This is a genomic window from Pseudomonas rhodesiae (assembly GCF_013285305.1).
Classification (GTDB): domain Bacteria; phylum Pseudomonadota; class Gammaproteobacteria; order Pseudomonadales; family Pseudomonadaceae; genus Aquipseudomonas; species Aquipseudomonas rhodesiae.
On record NZ_CP054205.1, the window covers coordinates 3,026,697 to 3,046,465 of the forward strand.

Here is a 19,769-nt window from a genome sequence, read left to right on the forward strand (position 1 = left end):
CACTGCTCACAGCCCAGCCCATTGCAGGAGTCCGCGTGTCGCAACAAAAGCCTGATCTGCCCCCAGAACTGCTACCCCTGGCTCAGATGCCGTTGTTCAAACGCCTGGCGGCGCGCCTGTTTGGTCATGGCCTGACCCGCCTGCGCGCCCAGCACCGGTTTTCCTGGCTGCATGGGCAAGCCGATGGTTTTCGCAGTGGGCATGAAGCGGGCGTGGAATACGGTTATCGCGAGGGCAAGGCCGATGGCATCGAGGAGGGGCGGCAAGTATTGCTGATCCGCGATTTCCGCCCGGACGCGCACACAGCTCCCGGGATAGACGACAGCCTGTTCGATGACTGGCGCCTGCCGCTGACCGCCGACATCAAGAAGCGCATCAAGGCCGACGTCGCCCGTCTCTTACCGCCCCACGCTCAACCGAGTACGGCCCAGTGGAAGATGATCTTCAGCGAGACACCCTCAACCTCGGTGATCGCCGGGGCCGGCGCGGGCAAATCCACGTCATTGGTGTTGCGTATCCTGCTGCTGACCCATTACCTGGGCTTCGAGCTCAGCTCGATGACCGTGGTGACGTTTACCCGCGAGTCACGCCAGGATTTCATTCGCAAGCTTATGGAGATTATGAGCCTGTGGGGCCAACCCCTTGATGCCAAAGAGGCACAGGCGGTGGTGCGCACGTTTCACTCGCGCATCCTGCCGATGGTGCGTAGCCTGCCGGGCTTCGAGCGTTTGCAGGCGTTCGAAAACCTCAAGGCGGGCTTCGACGATGCCGACAGCAACCCGTTCGATCTGCGTATCAATGATGCCCAGCGCCAGCACCTGAACGCCTGCTACCAGCGTCTGCATCGCCAGCATCCGCGTTTTCGCGAGTTGATCGTGCCGCTGGCGCGCCACGGGTTACAACTCAAAGAACTGGAGCGCGACCATCCGGACGTGCAAAAACGCATGGCGGTGACTGAGCTGGCCGCCCAGCGTGACGAAGAATTGTGCGATTTCATCGAGGACCTGTGGTTTCGCGCCGGGGCCTGGCCGATCAAGGGCATTGAGCCGAATCGCCAAACTGTTGAAATCAATGGCGCGCATTTCCACTGCCATGGCTACATTGCCGAATTGGACGCGTGGGTAGTACTGGGCTTCGACCCACGGGAAAACCCCCAGGTCAGCCGCCCCAATGCCAAGCTGTCAGTGCGCGCAGAGTGGGCGGTAAAACGCACCCTGTTTCAAGCTTTCTGTCGTAAGCCGTTGATATGGCTAGATAGTTATGAGTCATCCAAGCGCATGCTCAGCTGCCTGGCCGATGATGCCAGTGCCGGGCCAGGGTTTGATTACAAGGTCAAAGGTGAGCTGACATCGGCGCCGCTGCTGGACTGTTTTGTCACGGCCGCAGGCTTTATCGAGAACCTCGGACTGGACGTGCCCAGCGCCGTAGGTCGCATGAGTTTCGCCAAGGATGATCCGGACCGCTTGTTCTTCGAAGCGTTGAGTATTTTCTGGAAGGCGTTGGAAGACCATTTGCTCGACCAGAAGCCACCGATCATGACCTACAACCGCATGTTCTCGCTGTTCGGCGAAAACACCCCAGAAAACCTCAAGCTGCTCAGCGACCCGCTGTTAAGACCGTTGTCCCACTTGATGATCGACGAATTTCAAGACGTATCACCGCAAATCGTTGGATGGATTCGCGCCAGCCTGCGGGAGATCCGCAGTCGCGGCCCGGCCATGCACGTGGGGCGCGGCGCGCAATACTCGTCGTTGCTGTGTGTGGGTGATGACTGGCAATCGATCTACGGCTGGCGGGGCAGTTCGCCCAAGTACTTTATGGCCTTCGACCAGGAATTCCCGTCACCGAGCACCATCCGGGTGATGCTGAGCGAGAATTATCGCAGCCACCAGCACATCATCGACGCAGCCGAGCACATCGTGCGTGCCGCGCCGTCGATCCCGGGTAAGAAGGCTAAGGCCAGCGGTGCGCCCAAGGCTCTGGTGCCGGTCAGTGTGCTCGAGCGTGACGATGCAGCATTGGGGCGACGCTTGCTGGAGCATTATCAGCGTGGCGAATCAGTGTTGATGCTGTATCGAAAAAGTAGCGATAAGTTATTGATTCAGGAGCATATTCAGTCTGTAGTTAATCTGGATTCTAGCTTGCCCGCTCACTCGCGTCGGCTCAAGCAACTGACCTTTCACAGTGCCAAGGGCCTGCAAGCGGACGCGGTTTTCCTGTTGGGGGATTGTCAGCACGTCACCCGCTCGCCGTATAAAAACCAGGTGTATCGCATGGCCGGCTTGGGTAAGGACGGCGACAACGAGCCCTATGACACCGCGCAAAAGGACGAGGTGCTGCGCTTGGCGTACGTCGGCATCACGCGGGCGGTCAGCCATTGCTATTGGTACGTGGAGAAGCCCGAAGGCCAGGCGGCGAATATGCCCAGGGCCTCGGAGCGGGTGGATGGCAAAAAGGCGTTTTTCGACGATCACCGTCACTGAAGTCCCTGCGGGATGGAGCATGCCCTCCCGGTGCTGTGAATCGGTTCAGGCCTGCAACGAGAGCGGTGGCACAAAGGATTCCAACTCATCCTCCACTGCCTCGATAATCCGCTCGACATCGGCGGCGTTCATCACCGTGGCGCAGGGGATACCGGCGATGGCGATCAGGGTTTCGCCGCTGGCGCGGTCGAACAGGCGGGCGACCATGCTGCCCGGCGCATCCATGCTGCCTTCAAAACCCATCGGATGAAAATGCCAGCGCATCAGCTGGCAGGCGTTGGGGAACGTCACTTTGTTCATGTTGCCCACCTTGTTCATTGAGCGCTTCCTTTAGCTCGCGGCAGGGGGCCAGGACCGTCACTGGTCGAGGCGTGTAGGACTTAAAAATAGCATTCGTTCACAACGCCAATGTGACTTTTTTCGCCCCGTTCAGCGGTTGTTTGCCTTTCCCTTGACATGGATCATGCCCTGTCCAAAAGTTGGCTAAAGGCCATTATTCGGCTGCAGTGCCTGCACATTGAAGGCAGGGCGGAATTTCGGCAATCTCCACGCTTTATCCGCCCCCAGAGCCCTTTATGCCCGACATCGCCCCCGACGCCGACAGCCAGCTCACCCACGCCACGGGCGAACTGGTGCTGCGTCATCACCTTTGCTGGCGTCATCGCGACCTGGACGGAGTAATGGCTTACTACCATCCGGATATCCAATACCACGACTTTTTCCAGAACCGTGTGATCGGTTACGCAGAGCTACGTGAATACCTGCAGGCGAGCATGCCGCGTGCGGCGGACGAGGCGATCGAGCACACCGACCGCATCCGTGCCGACGGCGACACGGCGTTTATTCAGTACCGCATTACGCTGCGTGGTGGTCAGGGGCTGGTGTCCTTCCGCACCAGCGAGGCGATTACCGTGCGTGATGGGCTGATCTGGCGCGTCAATGAATACGCTTCGCTGGTGCATGAGCAACCGGCCCAAGCCCTGCGGCCCACGGTCAGCCGCCTTGGGCTGTCGCCCCAGCAACTGGGGCATATGGCCAACGACTTGCAGCAGTATTTCGACAGCAAGCAACCCTATCTCGACCCGGAACTGGACTTGCAGCGGGTGGCCAAGGAATGTGGCTACAGCCGCAATCAGATTTCCTACTTGCTCAATCAGGTGCTGGGGCAGAGCTTCTACCGCTACGTCAACCAGGCGCGACTCCAGCATTTGCTGGCCGCGCTGAACACCGCCCAGGCGCCGATCAAGGTCGACGAACTGGCCTTTGCCGCGGGCTTCAATTCCCTCTCGGCGTTCTACAGTGCCTTTCGGCAGCACACCGGCCAGTCGCCCAAGGCCTACGTCAAACAAATTTCTCTGCGTGCACGCGCGCAAGACAGCCCCTGACGCCGCCCTCTAGGATCCCGTCTATCGAAACGCGGTAGAGGGAATGGGCATGTCGGTATGGCGCAACATCAGTTTATGGATGGATCAGGTGGACGAGCCGCTGGTGGCGCGGCCATCCCTGACGCACGACCTGGATGTCGACGTGGCCATTATCGGCGCCGGTTACACCGGGTTGTGGACGGCCTATTACCTCAAGCGCCAGGCGCCGCAGTTGAACATCGCAATCATCGAGGCGCAAACCGCCGGCTTCGGCGCATCGGGCCGTAATGGTGGCTGGTTGATGGGCAACCTGTTGGGCGAAGACCGTCTGCTGGCCGGGTTTTCTGCTGAGCAGCGCCGTGCTTCCTTTGATTTGTTGCACGGCATCCCCGACGAGGTGGCCCAGGTACTGGCCCGCGAAGGCATCGACTGCGACTACCGCAAGGGCGGCGCGCTGTATTGCGCCGCGCGTTACCCCGAGCAGGAAACCAGCCTGCGCCGCTATCTGGACAAACTCTACGCCCAGGGCCTGACCGAAGCCGACTATCGCTGGCTGAGCCCGCAGCAACTGGCCGAGCAACTTCGCATCGCCAAACCTTATGGCGCGATCTACGCCCCCCATGTGGCGACCATCCAACCGGCCAGGCTAGTGCGCGGCCTGGCGCGGGTGGTCGAAGGCATGGGGGTCACCCTTTATGAAAACAGCCCCGTCACCCATTGGCAGTCCGGCAGCCTGCGCACTGATAAGGCCAGCGTACGCGCCACCTGGGTGGTGCCGGCTGTGGAGGGCTATGCCAACACCTTGCCACCTCTGGGCCGTTACCAACTGCCGGTGCAAAGTTTGATCGTCGCCACCGAGCCGCTGCCGAACAGCACTTGGGATGAGATCGGCCTCAGCCAAGGCCAAGCGTTCGGTGAGAGCAGCCGCCAAGTCACCTACGGCCAGCGCTCGGCCGATAACCGTTTGGTGTTCGGTGCGCGGGGCGGCTACCAGTTCGCCGGGAAGCTGCGCCATGACTTCGATTTGACCGACAGCGAAGTGCAACTGCGTCGCTACCTGTTTGGCGAACTCTTCCCACAGCTCAAGACCGTACGGATTACCCATTCCTGGGGCGGCAACCTGGGCATGTCGCGACATTTCCGACCGCACATGCTGTGTGATCAGCGCACCGGTGTCGCGTTGTCCGGCGGCTACGGCGGGGAGGGCGTCGGTGCCACCAACCTGGGCGGGCGCACCTTGGCCGACCTGATTCTGGGCCGTGACACACCGCTGATACACCAACCCTGGGTGATCCGCGAGGGTGGTCTGGACGCCCTCAAGGCGTGGGAGCCCGAGCCGTGTCGCTGGCTGGGTTACAACGCGATCATCCGCAGTTTTGTCCATGAAGACCAGGTGTTGGCCAACCCCAACACCGCGCCCTGGCGGCGCAAGCTCGCCACGGGCGTGGCGGGGTTGATGGAAGGTTTTATGCACTAAGTCGTTTCATACACACGGGAGCCCCCATGAGCATCACTCAGTTCAAAGACGCGCTGAATGCGCATTTGCCGGATTCGTCCCCGGTCGCCGTGCCCTTGGGCGAGCCGATCGCGGTGGCGTCCACCTTGAGCGTCGAGCGCAACGACGGCGTCGAGACAGGCATCTGGCAATGCACCCCAGGCCGCTGGCGGCGCCAGATCCGCGCCCAGGAGTTTTGCCACTTTATACAGGGCCGCTGCACCTTCACCCCCGACAACGGTGAAACCCTGCACATCCAAGCCGGCGATGCACTGATGTTGCCGGCCAACAGCACCGGAATCTGGGACATCCAGGAAACGGTGCGCAAGACCTACGTCTTGATGCTGTAACGCTTTGATCCTTGATCGCCTGCCATAACAACAGCCCTAAAACCGCCAGGAAATCGAACCATGAAAGCCATTGCCCTGTTGCCCTTGATGTGGGTGGCCTGCGTCAGCCAGGCCGCCGAAACGGTGAAAATCTACAACTGGTCGGACTACATCGCGCCGGACACCACCAAAAACTTCCAGAAAGAGACCGGCATCGGTTTTACCTACGACGTCTACGACAGCAACGAAACCCTGGATGGCAAGCTGATGACCGGTAAATCCGGGTATGACGTGGTGTTCCCATCCAACCACTTTATGGCCCGGCAGATCCAGGGCGGTGCGCTGAAAAAGCTGGATAAGAGCCAGTTGCCCAACTGGAAAAACCTCAACCCGGTGCTGCTCAAGGCCCTGGAAAACAACGACCCCGGCAATGCTCATGGCTTCCCGTACCTGTGGGGCAGTACCGGTATCGGTTACAACATCGACAAGGTCAAAGCCGTGCTGGGAGACAATGCCCCGGTGGATTCCTGGGACTTGATCTTCAAACCCGAAAACATGGCCAAATTGCAGAAATGCGGGGTGGCGATCCTCGACAACGGCCCGGAACTGCTGCCGGCGGCGCTCAACTACCTGGGCTTGCCGCACCACAGTAAAAAGCCTGAGGACTACAAAAAGGCCGAAGCCCTCCTGATGAAAGTGCGCCCTTACGTGGCCTACTTTCACTCCTCGAAATACACCGCCGACCTGGCCAATGGCGATATCTGCGTGGCCGTCGGTTTCTCCGGCGACATCCTGCAGGCCGAAAGCCGCGCCAAAGAAGCCAAGAACGGGGTGAATATCGGCTACAACATCCCCAAGGAAGGCGCCGCGATCTGGTTCGACATGGTCGCCATGCCCGCCGACGCCCCCAACGAAACGGCCGGCTACGCGTTTATGAACTACCTGCTGCGCCCGGAGGTGATGGCCAGCATCACCAACTACGTGCACTACGCCAACGGCAATCAGGCGGCGGATAGCCTAGTGGACCCGGCCATCAAGGCCGATACCAAGGTTTACCCAAGCCCGGACATGATGGGCAAGTTGTTCGCCCTTGAAGCGATGCCGCTGAATATCGACCGTGTTCGTACGCGGGTGTGGAACACCATTCGCACCGGGCGCTGAGCCACTGTGGAGCGGGAAATCCCGCTCACCACAAGTACTCTTCTGCTTATGTCCCGGTATTGGGGGACAAGCGGGTTAATACATTTAAGTAGTGGCGGTTTAATGTTGCCAATGACACCGTGACAATATAATCGCCAGCCTCTTGTGTGACGCTGTTCAAATTGAGCAGCGTTAAGGTTATTTAATATTTAAATAGGAGCGCTGTGTTTTTTGTCGGACGACAACCACCACGCCCAATGAATACGGCCTGAGACTTCCAAGTGTTGTTTGCGTTGCACTTATTCAGCCGGCAAATAGATGTAGACGGAAGATTTCAAGTTGTGTCAGTTTTCTTACGCCTTCAAAAGAGGCGAGTGATAGGACGATCTCGCCAGCGGGGTTCCTATCGACCAAAGACTGATGCACTTGCAAACAAGGAAGTACGTTTATGTCAAAAGTAAAAGACAAAGCTATCGTGTCACTGGCGCAAGCCAGCACCGCTTACTCGCAAATCGATAGCTTCAGCCATCTGTATGACCGTGGCGGCAACCTCACGGTCAATGGCAAACCGTCCTACACCGTCGATCAGGCAGCCACCCAGCTGCTGCGCGACGGTGCCGCGTATCGGGACTTCGACGGTAACGGCAAGATCGATCTGACCTACACCTTCCTGACCTCGGCCTCTTCGAGCACCATGAACAAACATGGCATCTCGGGGTTCAGCCAGTTCAACGCGCAGCAGAAAGCACAGGCCGTACTGGCCATGCAATCCTGGGCGGATGTGGCCAATGTCACCTTCACCGAAAAAGCCAGCGGCGGTGATGCCCACATGACCTTCGGCAACTACAGCGGTGGCCAGGACGGCGCGGCGGCCTTCGCCTATCTGCCCGGCACCGGCGCAGGTTACGACGGCACCTCGTGGTACCTGACCAACAGCAGCTACACGCCGAACAAAACCCCGGACCTGAACAACTATGGCCGGCAGACCCTGACCCACGAAATCGGCCACACCCTGGGCCTGGCTCACCCTGGCGACTACAACGCCGGGAATGGCAACCCGACCTACAACGACGCGTCCTATGGACAGGACACGCGTGGCTACAGCGTCATGAGTTACTGGAGCGAAAGCAACACCAACCAGAACTTCAGCAAAGGCGGCGTGGAAGCCTACGCCTCCGGCCCGCTGATCGACGACATCGCCGCGATCCAGAAGCTCTACGGTGCCAACTACAACACCCGTGCCGGCGACACCACCTACGGGTTCAACTCCAACACCGGGCGTGATTTCCTCAGCGCCACCTCCAACGCCGACAAACTGGTGTTCTCGGTATGGGACGGTGGCGGCAACGACACCCTGGACTTCTCCGGTTTTACCCAGAACCAGAAAATCAACCTCAATGAAACCTCGTTCTCCGACGTGGGCGGCCTGGTGGGCAACGTGTCCATTGCCAAGGGCGTGACCGTGGAAAACGCGTTCGGTGGCGCGGGTAACGACCTAATCATCGGCAATAACGCGGCCAATATCATCAAAGGCGGGGCCGGCAACGACCTGATCTACGGTGGTGGCGGGGCGGATCAGCTATGGGGCGGTGCGGGCAGCGACACCTTTGTGTTCGGTGCCAGTTCCGATTCCAAGCCCGGTGCGGCGGACAAAATCTTTGACTTCACCTCCGGTGCGGACAAGATCGACCTCAGCGGCATCACCAAAGGCGCGGGCCTGACCTTCGTCAATGCGTTCACCGGGCATGCCGGCGACGCCGTGTTGAGCTACGCCTCAGGCACCAACCTGGGTACTCTGGCGGTCGACTTCTCCGGGCACGGCGTGGCGGATTTCCTCGTCACCACCGTTGGCCAGGCAGCGGTCAGCGACATCGTGGCGTGATGCACGGGCGCGGCGTTCCGGCGCCGCGCCTCCAGGATGGAGCATAAAGATGCAGCGTTTTTCCCTATTTTTAGTCGCCTGCGTGGTGCAGGCGACGTGCGTATCGGCAGGAGCCCACGCCATGGCGAGCAGTCTTGTTTTACCTTCCAGCGCCCAGCTGGCCGGGCATTGGCAGATGCGGCAACAGGATCAGGTATGCGCCCTGGACTTGATCGAACAGGCCAACGCCTTGAGCGGCGATGTTGACTGTGTGGCGCAATGGTTGGGCGATAAGCCCTTGAGCTGGTCGCCGACCCCGGACGGGATCTGGCTGATGAACGCCGAAGGCACGGGCATCACCCACCTGAACCGGCAGAAAGAAGGCGAGTATCAGGCTAAAACAGCAACTGGCGCGGTAGTGAGACTGCACCGTAAACCTTAGTTGCAGTTATAACGCTATAACCCGTACTTATTAGTTGGCCGCTCCTTATATAAGGGGTTGGGGCAACTATTGCGTGTCGTTTGGTTCAAGGAAGAGCAGAAGATATGGCAAAGCCCCATGCCGTCGCGCCGTTATTCAAAGCGCTGGGTGAATACAAGAGCATTCTGATCAGCATCGGCTGTTTTACCGCGTTGATTAATCTGCTGATGCTGGTGCCGTCGATTTATATGCTGCAAGTGTATGACCGGGTGCTGTCCTCCCAGAATGAAACCACTCTGGTGATGTTGACGCTGATGGTCGTCGGCTTCTTCGCGTTTATTGGCACCCTGGAAGTCATCCGCAGTTTTATCGTGATCCGCATCGGCAGCCAGTTAGAGCGGCGTTTCAACTTACGCGTGTATAAAGCTGCGTTCGAACGCAACCTGCAACGTGGCCAGGGGCATGCCGGGCAATCCCTGGGGGATTTGACCCATATCCGCCAGTTCATCACCGGGCCGGCGCTGTTCGCGTTTTTCGATGCGCCGTGGTTTCCCATCTACCTGTTTGTGATTTTCCTGTTCAACGTGTGGCTGGGCGTGCTGGCCAGTGCCGGCGCGTTGCTGCTGATCGGCCTGGCGTGCCTGAACGAATACCTCACCAAAAAGCCTTTGGGTGAGGCCAGCGGTTACTCGCAGCAGTCGACCCAACTGGCGACCAGCCATTTGCACAACGCCGAAACCATCCAGGCCATGGGCATGCTCGGCGCGCTACGCCAACGCTGGTTTGCCGTGCACTCGCAATTCCTGGGCCTGCAAAACAGCGCCAGCGACACCGGTTCGGTAATCACCTCCCTGAGTAAATCCCTGCGTCTGTGCCTGCAATCCTTGGTGCTGGGCTTGGGGGCGTTACTGGTAATCCGTGGCGACATGACCGCCGGCATGATGATTGCCGGTTCCATCCTCATGGGCCGGGTGCTCAGCCCCATCGACCAGTTGATTGCGGTATGGAAGCAATGGAGTTCGGCCAAGCTGGCGTATCAGCGCCTGGACGCATTGCTGCGCGAATTCCCCCCTGAGGTCGAGCAGATGGCCTTGCCGGCGCCCCAGGGCCAGGTGAGTTTCGAGCAGGTCAGCGCCGGCCCGCCGGGTCAGCGCAATGCAATCTTGCATCACGTCGGTTTCACCCTCGGTGCCGGCGAAGTGCTGGGGGTGCTGGGTGCTTCGGGTTCCGGCAAATCGACCCTGGCCCGCGTGCTGGTGGGCGTGTGGCCGACCCTGGCCGGCACGGTGCGCCTGGACGGTGCGGATATCCACCGCTGGGACCGCGACGACCTCGGCCCGTATATCGGCTACTTGCCCCAGGATATCGAATTGTTCAGCGGCAGCATCGCCGACAACATCGCGCGCTTTCGCGAGGCCGACCCCGAGCAAGTGGTGCACGCCGCGCAGCAGGCCGGTGTGCATGAATTGATCCTGCGCTTGCCCCAGGGCTACGACACGGTACTGGGGGACAACGGTGGCGGCCTGTCCGGTGGGCAAAAGCAACGTGTGGCCCTGGCCCGCGCCTTGTACGGCGCACCGCGCTTGATCGTGCTGGACGAGCCCAACTCCAACCTCGACACCGTCGGCGAAGCGGCACTGGCCAGTGCCATCGTGCAGATGAAGGCCCAGGGCAGCAGCGTGGTGCTGGTCACCCATCGCTCATCGGTGCTGGCCCAGGCCGACAAATTGCTGGTGCTTAACGAAGGTCGCTTGCAAGCCTTTGGGCCGAGCCAGGACGTGCTGCGCGCATTGTCCGGCCAACAGGAAGCGCCGAAGGAAAAAACCGGCGTGAGTTTCAGTCGTCAGTACCAGGCCGGAAGGAATCCAGGCGCATGAGCAGTATCACTCTTGAACAACGCGACGCCGGTTTCTTTGTGCGTATGGGCTGGCTGCTGACGGTGGTCGGCGCGGGCGGTTTCTTCCTGTGGGCCAGCCTGGCGCCGCTGGATCAGGGCATTCCGGTGCAGGGTACGGTAGTGGTGTCCGGCAAGCGCAAAGCTGTGCAAACCCTCAGCCCTGGTGTGGTCAGCCGCATCCTGGTGCGCGAAGGCGAGGTGGTCAAACAAGGCCAGCCGCTGTTCCGCCTCGACCAAACCCAAAGCCAGGCCGATGTGCACTCGCTGCAAGCCCAATACCGCATGGCCTGGGCCAGTGTGGCGCGTTGGCAGAGCGAGCGGGATAACCAGAGCAGCGTGACATTCCCCGCCGAACTGAGCGCCAACCCCGACCCGGCCCTGGCGCTGGTGCTGGAAGGTCAGCGCCAACTGTTCAGCAGCCGTCGCGAGGCGTTTGCCCGTGAACAGGCCGGCATCCGCGCCAATATCGACGGTGCCGTGGCGCAACTGGGAGGCATGCGCCGCGCGCGCAGCGACCTGACCGCCCAGGCTCAGTCCCTGCGCGAACAACTGAGCAACCTGCAACCCCTGGCCGACAACGGCTACATCCCGCGCAATCGCTTGATGGAGTACCAGCGTCAGCTGTCCCAAGTGCAACAGGATCTGGCGCAGAACAGCGGCGAAAGCGGCCGGGTGGAGCAGGGCATTGTCGAGTCGCGCCTCAAGCTGCAACAGCACCGCGAGGAATATCAGAAGGAAGTGCGTAGCCAACTGGCCGATGCGCAGTTGCGCAGCCTCACCCTGGAACAGCAACTGACCTCCGCCGGTTTCGACCTGCAACACAGCGAAATCACCGCGCCGGCCGATGGCATCGCGGTCAATCTGGGCGTGCATACCGAAGGCGCCGTGGTGCGCGCCGGCGAAACCCTGCTGGAAATCGTGCCCCAGGGCACGCGCCTGGAAGTGGAAGGGCATCTGCCGGTGCACCTGGTGGATAAGGTCGGCACCCATTTACCGGTCGATATTCTGTTCACCGCCTTCAATCAGAGCCGTACACCCCGGGTGCCGGGGGAGGTCAGCCTGATCTCCGCCGACCAGATGCTCGATGAAAAAACCGGCGCACCTTATTACGTGCTGCGCACGCGTGTGAGCGACGCGGCGCTGGAAAAACTCCACGGTCTGGTGATCAAACCGGGCATGCCCGCGGAAATGTTTGTGCGCACCGGCGAGCGCTCATTGCTCAATTACCTGTTCAAGCCCTTGCTGGATCGTGCCGGCTCGGCGTTGACCGAGGAATGAGCATGAGAACCCTGTTCTTCGCCTTGCTGCTCACCTGCGCCAACGCCCAGGCGGCCATGGGCCCGTTCGATGTGTACGAGCAGGCCCTGCGCAACGACCCGGTGTTCCTCGGCGCCATCAAGGAGCGCGACGCCGGCCTGGAAAACCGCACCATTGGCCGCGCCGGGCTGCTGCCACGGCTGTCCTACAACTACAACAAGGGGCGCAACAACTCCCAGGCCACCTTGCCTGACGGCCGTGGCGGCAATTATCACGACGACCGCAACTACAACAGCTACGGCTCCACTTTTAGCCTGCAACAGCCGTTGTTCGACTACGAGGCTTACGCCAACTACCGCAAAGGCGTGGCTCAGGCGCTGTTCGCCGATGAAAGCTTTCGCGACAAGAGCCAGGCCTTGCTGGTGCGGGTGCTGACCTATTACACCCAGGCGCTGTTCGCCCAGGACCAGATCGACATCGCGCGGGCCAAGAAAAAAGCCTTTGAGCAGCAATTCCAGCAGAACCGGCACCTGTTCCAGCAAGGCGAGGGCACCCGCACCGATATCCTGGAAGCCGAATCGCGCTATGAGCTGGCTACCGCCGAGGAGATCCAGGCCCTGGATGAGCAGGACGCCTCACTGCGCGAACTGGGCGCGTTGATCGGCGTGCCGAGCGTCGACATCCATGACCTGGCGCCGCTGAATCAAGGGTTCACCGCCTTCACCCTGACCCCGGCCAATTACGACACCTGGCATGAGCTGGCGATCAGCAATAACCCGGTGTTGGCGTCCCAGCGCCAGGCCCTGGAAGTGGCGCGTTACGAAGTGGAGCGCAACCGCGCCGGGCACTTGCCCAAGATCACGGCCTATGCCAGTTCGCGCCAGCAAGAGTCCGACAGCGGCAACACCTACAACCAGCGCTACGACACCAACACCATCGGCGTGGAAGTCAGCGTGCCGCTGTATGCCGGCGGCGGCGTGTCGGCGTCCACGCGCCAGGCCAGCCGCGCCATGGAACAGGCCGAATACGAGCTGGAAGGCAAGACCCGCGAAACCCTGATCGAACTGCGGCGCCAGTTCAGCGCGTGCCTGTCAGGGGTGAGCAAGCTGCGCGCCTACCAGAAGGCCCTGGCGTCGGCCGAAGCCCTGGTGGTGTCGACCCAGCAAAGCATCCTCGGTGGCGAGCGGGTCAACCTCGACGCGCTGAACGCCGAGCAGCAGCTCTACAGCACCCGCCGCGACCTGGCCCAGGCGCGCTACGACTACCTCATGGCCTGGACCAAATTGCATTACTACGCGGGCAACTTGCGTGATACCGACCTGGCCAAAGTCGACGAGGCCTTCGGCCCGGTGAACCCACGCCCATAACAATAAGGACACCGTTTGATGAGCTCTGACTCCTTGCGTTTCAAACCCTTCACCGCCGGTTCGCTGTTGCTATTGTCCATGACGGCCCAGGCGCAGTACCTGGAGGCCGGCCAGCCCGGTAACCCGGCCAGTTGGCGCTCGGCCGAGTACCTGAGCGACTGGGGCCTGGACCGCCTGCACGCCAACGAAGCCTACGCCGCCGGTATCGATGGCACAGGGGTCCGGATCGGCGCGCTGGACTCGGGCTTCGATGCCAACCACCCGGAAGCTGACAAAGCCCGATTCCATCCGGTCACCGCCACCGGCACTTACGTGGATGGCACTCCGTTTAACACCACTGGCGCGCTGAACCCCAACAACGACTCCCATGGCACCCACGTCACTGGCACTCTGGGCGCGGCGCGCGATGGCGTGGGCATGCACGGTGTGGCCTACAACGCCCAGATTTATGTGGGCAACACCAACGCCAACGACAGTTTCCTGTTCGGCCCGACCCCTGACCCCAAGTACTTCAAGGCGGTGTACAGCGCTCTGGTGGATTCCGGCGTGCGCGCGATCAACAACAGCTGGGGCAGCCAGCCCAAGGATGTCAGCTACCAGACCCTCGGCGACCTTCACGCCGCCTACGCCCAGCACTACAACCGCAGCACTTGGCTGGATGCAGCCGCAGACGTAGCCAAGGCCGGCGTGATCAATGTGTTCAGCGCCGGCAACAGTGGTTATGCGAACGCCAGCGTGCGCTCGGCGCTGCCGTATTTTCAGCCGGAGTTGGAGGGGCATTGGTTGGCCGTCTCGGGGCTGGATAAAGCCAATAACCAGAAATACAACAAGTGCGGAATCGCCAAGTACTGGTGTATTTCCACGCCGGGTGCGCTGATCAACAGCACCATTCCCGACGGTGGCTACGGGGTCAAATCCGGTACATCGATGTCGGCGCCCCATGCCACCGGCGCCCTGGCGCTGGTGATGCAACGCTACCCCTACATGACCAATGAACAGGCGTTGCAGGTGCTATTGACCACCGCCACCCAGCTCGACGGCTCGATCACCCAGGCGCCCAACACCACGGTTGGCTGGGGCGTCCCCGACCTCGGCCGGGCGATGCACGGGCCGGGGCAATTGCTGGGGGCGATGAACGTCAACCTGGCGGCCGGGCAGGCCGATGTGTGGAGCAATGACATCAGCGACCAGGCGCTGCTCCAGCGCCAGGCCGAGGACCGCGCCGAACACGCCGCCTGGCAGCAGACCCTGATCGATAAAGGCTGGCAGAACGGCGTCAGCGCCAATGCCAGCCAGCAGGACCAGACCGACTATGGGGTCGGCAACGCCCGCGACCAGGCTGCCGCGACGCGTGTCTATGAAGGCAGCCTGATCAAATCCGGCGCCGGCAGCCTGGTGCTCAACGGCGACAGCACCTATCGCGGCGCGACCACCGTCAACGGCGGCCTGCTGGCGGTAAACGGCACATTGACCTCGGCCGTGAGCGTCAACGACAGCGGTACCCTTGGCGGCTCGGGGCGTATTGGCGCGCTGACGGTTAATCGCGGAGGCCGGGTGGCGCCGGGCAACTCCGTGGGGACCCTGCAAGTGGCCGGCGATGTGACGCTGGGCGCAGGCTCCACCTATGCCGTGGAGCTGACCCCCAGCAGCAGCGACCGCATCGTGGCGGGCGGCAAGGCGCTGCTCGACGGCGGCACGCTGACCCTGGCCCTGGAAAATAGTCCGACCTTGCTCAGCGGCGCACAGGCGCAGAGTCTGGTCGGTCGCCAGTACAGCATCCTCCAGGCCGCTGGCGGTATTGAAGGCCAGTTCGGTCAGGTGCTGCCCAACTACCTGTTCCTCGGTGGCAGCCTCGATTACGCCGCCGGCGGTGTGCAGTTGCAAGTGGTGCGCAACGACGCCCGTTTCGCCAGCGTCGGCGCCACGCGTAACCAACGCAACGTGGCCACCGCCGCCGAGCAACTGGGCGCGGGTAACCCGGTGTACGAAAGCATGGTGCGCAGCGAGTCTCTGGCCGCCGCGCAACAGGGGCTACAGCAGTTGTCGGGGGAGATCTACCCGGGGATCGGCGCGATGCTGATCAACGACAGCCTGCAATTGCGCGATGCGGTGGGCGAACGGCTGCGCCATGTACCCACCAGCGGCGAGCGCAACCTGTGGCTGAAGGCGCTGGGTGCCTGGGGCAAGACCGATGCGCGCAGCGAAACGGCGGGTGCCACTACCTCCCTTGGTGGCGTGCTGGCCGGTGTGGACGGCGCACTGGACGAGCAGACCCGTGTCGGCTTGGTCGCCGGCTACAGCGACAGTTCCCTGAGCCTGGGTAGCGGCACGCACTCATCGGCTTCCATCGACAGCTACCACGTTGGCGCCTATATCGGGCGGGAGTGGGGCAACTGGCGCATGACCGGCGGCGCTGCCTACAGCTGGCATCGCGGCGATGTGAAGCGCGACCTGCAATACGGCGACGTCAGCGGCAAACAGAAAGCCAAGCTGGAGGCGCGCACGGCCCAGCTGTTCACCGAAGCGGCGTATCGCATTCAACTGCAACCGCTGGCGCTGGAACCGTTCGCCAACCTGGCCTATGTGCACCTGGACAGCGATGGCTGGCACGAAAAAGGCGACGCCGCCGCCCTGCACCGCGGCAGCGACCGTCGCGACGCGGTACTCAGCACCCTGGGCGCACGCGTGTTGAAAACCGTCGCGCTCAATGACCACCAGCAGTTGGAACTCTCCGGTTCGCTGGGCTGGCAGCACAGCCTTACCGCCGTCGAATCCGAAGAGCACCTGGGGTTTGTCGCCGGCGGGCCTTCGTTCGCCGTGCGCAGTTCGCCGCTGTTGCGCGATGCCGCACTGGTAGGTGTGCAGGCCAGCCTGGCGCTGAGTGCATCGACGCGGGTCAACCTGGATTACCACGGCCAACTGGCTGGGCGTGAAAACACCCAAGGCGTGGGCCTGAGTTTGAACTGGCAGTTCTGAAGCGATCTACACACCTGCAATAAGAAAACTAAGGAAGGTCACCGTGAATATACGCAAATCAGGGGTCATCACCGCCGTACTGGCCAGCCTGGGGACGGCCCAGGCCGCGCCTTATGTGGAAACCGGCAAGCTGGGCGACGCGGCGAGTTGGCGCAGCAACGAATTCAAGGCCGACTGGGGCCTGGGCGCCGTCAACGCCGACAGCGCTTATGCCGCCGGCTACACCGGCAAGGGCGTCAAACTGGGGATCTTCGACCAGCCGGTGTACGCCCAGCACCCGGAGTTCGCCAGCCCCGGCAAGGTGGTGACGATTGTCACCGAGGGCATTCGTCAATACACCGACCCGTATATCCCGGTCAAAGCCGGCGACGCGTTTCGCTATGACGGCACACCGTCCCTGGGCTCCAACGGCAAACTGGGCAACCACGGCACCCACGTCGGCGGTATTGCCGCCGGCAACCGCGATGGCGGGCCGATGCACGGCGTGGCGTTCAATGCGCAAATCATCAGTGCCGAGAACGGCGATCCTGGGCCGGAAGACGGGATCATCCTGGGCAACGACGGCGCGGTCTACAAAGCCGGCTGGGACGCTCTGGTGGCCAGCGGCGCGCGCATTATCAACAACAGTTGGGGTATCGGAATCGGTGACCAATACGCCCAGGGAGGCCGCGACCCGGCGTACCCGAATTTCACCGTCAACGAAGCCCAGGCGCAGTTCGACAATATCCGGCCGATCCTCGGCACCCTGGGCGGCGGTGCCTATGACGGTGCGATCAATGCCGCGCGCAGCGGGGTGCTGACCATCTTCGCCGCCGGCAACGATTACAACCGCAACAACCCGGACGCGATCTCGGGCCTGGCGTACTTTGTGCCGGACATCGCGCCGAACTGGCTGTCCGTGGCCGCATTGCAGCAAAACCCGGATACCAGCAGCGCCAATCCGTACGTGATCAGCACCTTCTCGTCGCGCTGCGGTTACGCGGCGAGTTTTTGCGTGTCGGCACCGGGCACCAAGATCTACAGCTCGGTGATCAACGGCACCAGCCTGGACAACCTCACCACCGACTACGCCAACTTCAACGGCACGTCCATGGCTGCGCCTCATGTGGCCGGTAGCGCGGCGGTGTTGATGGAACGCTTCCCGTATATGAATGGCGAGCAGATCTCCACGCTGCTGAAAACCACCGCCACAGATCTGGGCGCGCCGGGCATCGACTCGTTGTATGGCTGGGGCATGATCAACCTGGGCAAGGCGGTCAACGGCCCGGGGATGTTCGTTACCGCAGAGGATATTCCTGCCGAATTCCGTATCGACGGCGCGTATGGCAGCGGCCAGTTCGTTGCGGACTTGCCGGGCATCGGCGCGGTAGTAGATGCCGGCAAACCGACCCAGCGCGTCTGCAACGACGTGCACTGTGGGCTGGATGTATGGAGCAATAACATCAGCGGGCATGGCGGCCTGACCAAACAGGGCATCGGCGCCTTGGTGCTCACCGGCACCAACACCTACAGCGGCCCGACCCTGGTGAACCAGGGGCTGCTGGCGATCAACGGTTCGGTGACATCGGCTGTGACCGTCGGGCAGAGCGGTGTGCTGGGCGGCTCCGGTCGCGTCGGCTCGCTGCTGGCAACCCGCGGCGGCACGGTGGCGCCGGGTAACTCCATCGGTACGCTGAATGTGGCCGGTGACGTAACCTTCGAGCCCGGCTCGACCTATGCGGTGGAACTGTCTCCTACCAGCAGTGATCGCATCGTGGCCGGTGGTACCGCCACCCTCAACGGCGGCACTGTGACCCTGGCTCTGGAAAACAGCCCGACTCTGCTCAGCGGCGCCCAGGCGCAGAGCCTGATCGGTCGCCAATACAACATCCTGCAAGCCGCTGGGGGTATCAACGGCAGCTTTGGCGCGGTTCTGCCGGATTATCTGTTTATCGGCGGCACCCTGGACTACGCCGCCTCGGGCGTTCAACTGGATGTAGTGCGCAATGCCAACAGCTTCGCCAGTGCCGCGGTTACCGATAACCAACGCGCCGTTGCGGCTGCCGCTGAGCAATTAGGGGCGGGCAATGCGGTGTATGAGAGCCTGCTGACCGCGCCGAATGCCGCTTCGGCGCAGGATGCGTTCCAGCAATTGTCCGGTGAAATCTACCCGGCGCTGCAGACGGCACTGCTCAATGACAGCCGCTACCTGCGCGAAGCCGTGGGCGAGCGCTTGCAGAACGGCGAGATGGGCGCCACCAGCCAGACTGTCGACAGCCGTGGCAACGTGTGGGTCAAGGCACTGGGCGCGTGGGGCAAGACCGACAGCCGCAGCGACACCGCAGGCTATACCACCTCCATCGGCGGCATGCTCGCCGGGGTCGACGGCGCGCTGGATGACGACACCCGCCTGGGTTTGGTCGCCGGTTACAGCGACACCTCGCTGAATATGGGCAGTGGCACCCACTCGCGGGCAGCGGTGGACAGCTACCACTTCGGTGCGTACGCCGGGCATGAGATCGGCGCCTGGCGCCTGAGCGGCGGCGCTACCTACAGCTGGCATCGCGCCGATGTGAAACGCGACCTGCAATACGGTGAAGTGGCTGGCAAGCAGAAAGCCAAAGTCGATGCGCGCAGCACCCAGGTGTTCGGCGAAGCGGCGTACCGCGTCAACCTGCAACCGCTGGCGCTAGAGCCGTTTGCCAACTTGGCCTATGTGCATCTGGACACCGATGGCGTCAACGAAAAAGGCGACGCCGCCGCACTGAAAACCCGTGACGACCGCCGCGACCTGGTGCTCAGCACCCTCGGTATGCGCGCTCTGAAAACCTTCAACGTCAATGACCACCAGACACTTGAGGTGTCCGGCACCTTGGGCTGGCAGCACAACCTGAGCAGCGTGGACGCCGAACAGCACCTGGCATTTGCCTCGGGCGGTCCGTCGTTCGCCGTGGAAAGTGCGCCGATGGCCCGTGATGCGGCCTTGGTGGGCGCTCGCATAAGCCTGGCGTTGAGCAAGGACGCGCGGGTGAATTTTGACTACAACGGCCTGTTGGCGAGCAAAGACAAGGTGCATGGCGTGGGCTTGAGCCTCGACTGGGCATTCTGAGCCGAGAGCGGGTTTGCTGTGGCAAGCCCGCTCACTACCAGGGCAAGCGTTTAGAGGGTGATGGACGTTCTCGATAAATTTAACAACAAGA

13 protein-coding genes are annotated in these 19,769 nt (G+C 61.9%); 12 read left to right on the forward strand and 1 reads right to left on the reverse strand.

Annotated elements, in window-relative coordinates:
* The first annotated feature begins 35 nt into the window (after positions 1–35).
* Entirely contained in the window at positions 36–2,483 is a 2,448-nt protein-coding gene (locus HRH33_RS13725; RefSeq protein WP_167417198.1) for a UvrD-helicase domain-containing protein, read from the forward strand.
* 45 nt (positions 2,484–2,528) lie between these two features.
* Here HRH33_RS13725 and HRH33_RS13730 read toward each other — a convergent pair whose 3' ends face one another.
* The gene (locus HRH33_RS13730; protein WP_034097780.1) at positions 2,529–2,801 is read right to left on the reverse strand and encodes a DUF1652 domain-containing protein; all 273 of its coding nucleotides are present in this window, start codon (positions 2,799–2,801) and stop codon (positions 2,529–2,531) included.
* Between the two features lie 257 nt (positions 2,802–3,058).
* On the opposite strand from HRH33_RS13730, the gene HRH33_RS13735 reads away from it, so the two are divergent.
* The 11 genes from HRH33_RS13735 (at position 3,059) to HRH33_RS13785 (ending at position 19,678) form a co-directional block, all read left to right on the forward strand.
* Positions 3,059–3,868 carry a helix-turn-helix transcriptional regulator gene (locus HRH33_RS13735; protein WP_094065666.1) on the forward strand — a complete coding sequence of 270 codons (810 nt, stop codon included), beginning with the start codon at positions 3,059–3,061 and terminating at the stop codon, positions 3,866–3,868.
* A 49-nt stretch (positions 3,869–3,917) separates the two neighbouring features.
* Positions 3,918–5,324: an NAD(P)/FAD-dependent oxidoreductase gene (locus HRH33_RS13740; protein ID WP_167417197.1), complete on the forward strand. Its 1,407-nt coding sequence runs from the start codon at positions 3,918–3,920 to the stop codon at positions 5,322–5,324.
* A gap of 26 nt (positions 5,325–5,350) precedes the next feature.
* Complete coding sequence (locus tag HRH33_RS13745) at positions 5,351–5,692, forward strand: cupin domain-containing protein (protein WP_040268299.1); 342 nt, start codon at positions 5,351–5,353, stop codon at positions 5,690–5,692.
* A gap of 60 nt (positions 5,693–5,752) precedes the next feature.
* Positions 5,753–6,832, forward strand: coding sequence for a polyamine ABC transporter substrate-binding protein (locus HRH33_RS13750; protein ID WP_094065668.1), 1,080 nt, complete (start codon positions 5,753–5,755; stop codon positions 6,830–6,832).
* Positions 6,833–7,259: 427 nt separating this feature from the next.
* Positions 7,260–8,693, forward strand: coding sequence for a serralysin family metalloprotease (locus tag HRH33_RS13755; RefSeq protein ID WP_034138123.1), 1,434 nt, complete (start codon positions 7,260–7,262; stop codon positions 8,691–8,693).
* Between the two features lie 49 nt (positions 8,694–8,742).
* Positions 8,743–9,114 (forward strand): AprI/Inh family metalloprotease inhibitor, encoded by a 372-nt coding sequence (locus HRH33_RS13760; protein WP_167417196.1) that lies wholly within the window; start codon positions 8,743–8,745, stop codon positions 9,112–9,114.
* Positions 9,115–9,218: 104 nt separating this feature from the next.
* Complete coding sequence (locus tag HRH33_RS13765; RefSeq protein ID WP_167417195.1) at positions 9,219–10,970, forward strand: type I secretion system permease/ATPase; 1,752 nt, start codon at positions 9,219–9,221, stop codon at positions 10,968–10,970.
* Entirely contained in the window at positions 10,967–12,268 is a 1,302-nt protein-coding gene (locus HRH33_RS13770) for an HlyD family type I secretion periplasmic adaptor subunit (RefSeq protein ID WP_034138121.1), read from the forward strand. The genes HRH33_RS13765 and HRH33_RS13770 overlap by 4 nt, the downstream gene beginning before the upstream one ends.
* 2 nt (positions 12,269–12,270) lie before the next feature.
* The gene (locus tag HRH33_RS13775) at positions 12,271–13,614 is read left to right on the forward strand and encodes a TolC family outer membrane protein (RefSeq protein ID WP_167417194.1); all 1,344 of its coding nucleotides are present in this window, start codon (positions 12,271–12,273) and stop codon (positions 13,612–13,614) included.
* An 18-nt stretch (positions 13,615–13,632) separates the two neighbouring features.
* Positions 13,633–16,590, forward strand: coding sequence for an autotransporter serine peptidase EprS (gene eprS / locus HRH33_RS13780; RefSeq protein ID WP_167417193.1), 2,958 nt, complete (start codon positions 13,633–13,635; stop codon positions 16,588–16,590).
* A gap of 43 nt (positions 16,591–16,633) precedes the next feature.
* Positions 16,634–19,678 carry an autotransporter serine protease gene (locus HRH33_RS13785; protein WP_167417192.1) on the forward strand — a complete coding sequence of 1,015 codons (3,045 nt, stop codon included), beginning with the start codon at positions 16,634–16,636 and terminating at the stop codon, positions 19,676–19,678.
* Positions 19,679–19,769 lie beyond the last annotated feature (91 nt).

Bases quoted from the DNA above. Each gene is read 5' to 3' on its own strand.
- HRH33_RS13730 (WP_034097780.1), bottom strand. From the start codon at position 2,801: ATGAACAAGGTGGGCAACATGAACAAAGTGACGTTCCCCAACGCCTGC.
- HRH33_RS13735 (WP_094065666.1), top strand. From the start codon at position 3,059: ATGCCCGACATCGCCCCCGACGCCGACAGCCAGCTCACCCACGCCACG.
- HRH33_RS13740 (WP_167417197.1), top strand. From the start codon at position 3,918: ATGTCGGTATGGCGCAACATCAGTTTATGGATGGATCAGGTGGACGAG.
- HRH33_RS13745 (WP_040268299.1), top strand. From the start codon at position 5,351: ATGAGCATCACTCAGTTCAAAGACGCGCTGAATGCGCATTTGCCGGAT.
- HRH33_RS13750 (WP_094065668.1), top strand. From the start codon at position 5,753: ATGAAAGCCATTGCCCTGTTGCCCTTGATGTGGGTGGCCTGCGTCAGC.
- HRH33_RS13755 (WP_034138123.1), top strand. From the start codon at position 7,260: ATGTCAAAAGTAAAAGACAAAGCTATCGTGTCACTGGCGCAAGCCAGC.
- HRH33_RS13760 (WP_167417196.1), top strand. From the start codon at position 8,743: ATGCAGCGTTTTTCCCTATTTTTAGTCGCCTGCGTGGTGCAGGCGACG.
- HRH33_RS13765 (WP_167417195.1), top strand. From the start codon at position 9,219: ATGGCAAAGCCCCATGCCGTCGCGCCGTTATTCAAAGCGCTGGGTGAA.
- HRH33_RS13770 (WP_034138121.1), top strand. From the start codon at position 10,967: ATGAGCAGTATCACTCTTGAACAACGCGACGCCGGTTTCTTTGTGCGT.
- HRH33_RS13775 (WP_167417194.1), top strand. From the start codon at position 12,271: ATGAGAACCCTGTTCTTCGCCTTGCTGCTCACCTGCGCCAACGCCCAG.
- eprS (WP_167417193.1), top strand. From the start codon at position 13,633: ATGAGCTCTGACTCCTTGCGTTTCAAACCCTTCACCGCCGGTTCGCTG.